At 77.9% G+C, this 4142-nt stretch carries 1 protein-coding gene; it reads left to right on the top strand.

Annotated features, from left to right (window positions below):
• Positions 1-273: 273 nt before the first annotated feature.
• Positions 274-4142 (top strand): type I polyketide synthase (locus ACFY2K_RS43435; protein ID WP_387718667.1); only part of this gene is annotated, 3869 nt, incomplete at its 3' end.

Below are 4142 nucleotides of genomic sequence, written 5' to 3'. Positions count from 1 at the left end.
GCCGGGGCACGCACCTCGCCGCGTTGTCGTCGGTCGCCAATGCGCTGCATTGGGCTCCCTCCTCCGCCTTGCGATGCACGCACCCCAACGCCGCGACCTATCCGACAAGATCCAAGAGACAGGCCCTAGCCGTCCCGCCGAGCATGACCGCCGGTGCCGGCCCGGCGCGTGCCCTCCGGGCCAGCCGCGACTCCGTCACCACGCCACCCCTGCCCCTCCTGCCGCACCGCCCCGACGCCCCGCACCGCCTCGACGAGGAGCACACACCCCGCGATGACCGCCAAGCCCGAGACCCCTGCCGCCGTTGCCGCCCGCACCGCCGCCCCCGCCGTCGAGGTGTCGCCCGCCGTCGAGGTGCCGCCCGGCGCCGTCGCCGTGGTCGGCCTGGCCTGCCGGCTCCCCGGTGCGCCCGACCCGGCGGCGTTCTGGGAGCTGCTGCGCGAGGGCCGGGACGCCGTCGGCGAGCCCCCCGCCGACCGCTGGCCGGCGGACACCCCCGGGGTGCCGCGCGCGGGCGCCTTCCTGGAGCGGATCGACACCTTCGACGCCGCCTTCTTCGGGATCTCGCCGCGTGAGGCGGCGGCGATGGACCCGCAGCAGCGGCTGGTGCTGGAACTCGGCTGGGAGGTGCTGGAGGACGCCGGCCGGCTGCCCGCCCGGCTGCGCGACAGCCGTACCGGGGTGTTCGTCGGCGCCTTCCTGGACGACTACGCGGCACTGGTGCACCGGCAGGGCCCGGGCTCGGTGGACCGGCACACGCTGACCGGCCTCAACCGGGGCATGATCGCCAACCGGCTCTCCTACCAGCTGGGCCTGCGCGGTCCGAGCCTGACCGTGGACACCGCGCAGTCCTCCTCCCTGGCCGCCGTCCACCTGGCCGCCGAGAGCCTGCGCCGCGGCGAGTCCGACCTCGCCCTCGTCCTCGGGGTGAACCTGATCGCCGCGCCGGACAGCACGCTCGGCGCGGCCCGCTTCGGCGGCCTGTCCCCGCACGGCCGCAGCCGTCCGCTCGACGCGGCCGCCGACGGGTACGCGCGCGGCGAAGGCGGTGTCGCGGTGCTGCTCAGGCCGCTGGCCGCGGCGCTGGCGGACGGCGACCCGGTGTACGGCGTGCTGCTGGGCAGCGCCCTCGGCAACGACGGCGCCACCGACGGCCTGACCGTGCCCGGCGCCGACGGCCAGGCCGAGGTGCTGGCGGCCGCCTACCGCCGGGCCGGGGTGGACCCGGCCGCCGTCCAGTACGTCGAGCTGCACGGCACCGGCACGGCCGTCGGCGACCCGGTGGAGGCCACCGCGCTCGGCCGGGTGCTGGGGGCCGGCCGGGCCGCGGACGCCCCGCTGCTGGTCGGTTCGGCGAAGAGCAACGTCGGCCACCTGGAAGGGGCGGCCGGCCTGGTCGGCCTGGTGAAGACGGTGCTCGCGCTGCACCACGGCGAGCTGCCGCCGACCCTGCACCACCGCACCCCCAACCCGGCCGTCGACCTGACGGAGCTGCGGCTGCGGGTCGCCACCGAGCGCACCCCCTGGCCCGGTGCCGCGACGGCGGCCCGGCTGGCCGGGGTCAGCTCCTTCGGCATGGGCGGCACGGACGTCCACGTCGTGCTGACCGGCGCCCCGCCGGTGCCCGCGCCCGCCCCCCGCCCGGCGCCCCTGCCCGCGCCGGTACTGCTCTCCGGCCGCGGCCGCCCGGCGCTGCGCGGACAGGCCGCCGCCCTGCGCGCGCACCTGGCCGCGCACCCCGCGCTCGGCCCGGCCGAACTCGCCGGCCCGCTCGCCCTCGCCCGGACCTCCTTCGAGGACCGCGCCGTCCTGGTGGCCGAGGACCGGGCCGGGCTGCTCGCCGCGCTGGACGCGCTGGCCGCCGGGCGGGAGGCCCCCGGGGCGGTCACCGGCACAGCGGGCGCCGTCGGTGGCACCGCCTTCCTGTTCCCCGGCCAGGGCAGCCAGCGCCCCGGCGTCGGACGCGGACTGTACGCGCGCTTCCCGGCGTTCGCGGCCGCACTGGACGAGACCCTGGCCGCCCTCGACCCGCACCTCGACCGGCCGCTCGGCAGCCTCCTGTTCGCCGAACCCGGAAGCCCCGAGGGCGAGTTGCTGGACCGCACCGAGTACACCCAGCCGGCGCTGTTCGCGCTCGGCAACGCGCTGCACGCCCTGCTGCGCTCCTGGGGGGTGACCCCGGACGCCGTGGCCGGGCACTCCATCGGCGAGATCGCCGCCGCCCACGCCGCCGGGGTGCTCACCCTGGCCGACGCCGCCGTCCTGATCACCGCCCGGGGCCGGCTGATGGCCGAACTGCCCACGGGCGGTGCGATGGTGGCGGTGGAGGCCGCCGAGGAGGAGGTGCTGGACCGGCTGTCCGGCCGGGAGGGCGAGGTGGGCATCGCCGCGGTCAACGGCCCGCGCGCCGTCGTCCTGTCCGGGGCCGAAGCGGCCGTCCTCGCGGTGGCCGCCGAGCTCGCCGCCCTCGGGCGGCGCACCCGCCGGCTGCGGGTCAGTCATGCCTTCCACTCCCCGCTGATGGACCCGGCGCTGGAGCGGTTCCGCGCGGTCGCCGCCGGGCTGACGTACGCGCCGCCCCGGCTGCCGCTGGTCTCCACCCTCACCGGCCGCCCGGTCGGGGCGGACACCCTGGCCGACCCCGAGCACTGGGTGCGGCACGCCCGTGAGGCCGTCCGCTTCGCCGACGCGGTGCGCGCCCTGCACGGCCTCGGCGTGCGCACCCACCTCGAACTCGGCCCGGACGCGGTGCTCACCGCGCTCGCCCGGTCCACGGCGGCGGCCGACGGGCCGGGCGCCGAGGTCGCGGGCGCCGCGCTGCTGCGGCGGGGGCGGCCGGAGCCGGCGAGTGTGCTCGGCGCGGTCGGGCTGCTGCACGCCCGGGGCGGCGAGGTCGACTGGGCGCGGTACTTCGGTCCGGGCGCGGGTGAGGGTGAGGGCGAGGGTGCGGGTGCTGCTGCGGCCCGGGCGGTCGCGCTGCCGACGTACGCGTTCCAGCGGGAGCGGTACTGGCTGGCGGGGGCGGACGCCCTCCCGGGCGGACCGGGCGCGGCGGTCGAGCGCGAGCCCGTACCCGTCGTCGAGCCCGTCGGCGCCACCGAGCCCGTTCCCGCCGCCGCGCCCGAGCCCGTTCCGGCGGCGCCGGTGCGGCGGCCGGACGGCGAGCTGCTGGACCTCGTCCGGGCCCAGGCCGCCGTAGTGCTGGGCCACCCCACCCCGCACACCCTGGACGGCCGACGGACCTTCAAGGACCTCGGCCTGGACTCGCTGGGCGCCGTCGAACTGGCCGACCGCCTGACCGCCGCCACCGGGCTCGCGCTGTCCGCGTCCGCCGTCTACGACCACCCGACCCCGGAGGCCCTGGCCCGGCACCTGCGCGGTGACGAGCGGGAGGTGTCGGTGGTGCGGGCGGTGGTGGTGGACGAGCCGGTGGCGATCGTGGGGATGGCGTGCCGGTATCCGGGTGGGGTGGGTTCGCCGGAGGAGTTGTGGCGGTTGGTGGTGGAGGGGCGGGACGCGATCTCGTCGTTCCCCTCGGACCGGGGCTGGGACCTCGACGCGCTCTACGACCCGGACCCCGACCACCCGGGCACCAGCTACGCCCGGCACGGCGGATTCCTCACCGGCGCGGGCGGGTTCGACGCGGAGTTCTTCGGGATCTCGCCGCGTGAGGCGGCGGCGATGGACCCGCAGCAGCGGCTGCTGCTGGAGTCGTCCTGGGAGGCGCTGGAGTCGGCCGGGATCGACCCGGCCGACCTGCGCGGCAGCCGCACCGGCGTCTACGTCGGCGCCACCGCGATGGAGTACGGTCCGCGCCTCTCCGAAGGCTCCGACGGTGCGGACGGCTTCGTGCTCACCGGCAGCACGACCAGCGTGATCTCCGGCCGGGTCGCGTACGCCTTCGGGCTGGAGGGTCCGGCGGTGACGGTGGACACCGCGTGCTCCTCCTCGCTGGTCGCACTGCACCAGGCTGCCGCCGCGCTGCGCACCGGGGACTGCGACCTGGCCCTCGCCGGTGGCGTGACGGTGATGTCGAGCCCCGGCATGTTCGTGGAGTTCAGTCGGCAGCGGGGGTTGTCGGTGGACGGTCGGTGCCGGTCGTTCGCGGCGGGTGCGGACGGGACGGGGTGGAGTGAGGGGGT

It is taken from the genome of Kitasatospora sp. NPDC001309, from assembly GCF_042896295.1.
Lineage (GTDB): Bacteria > Actinomycetota > Actinomycetes > Streptomycetales > Streptomycetaceae > Kitasatospora.
Note: the sequence above shows the minus strand (reverse complement) of the source record. Positions and strands in the feature narration are given on the sequence as shown.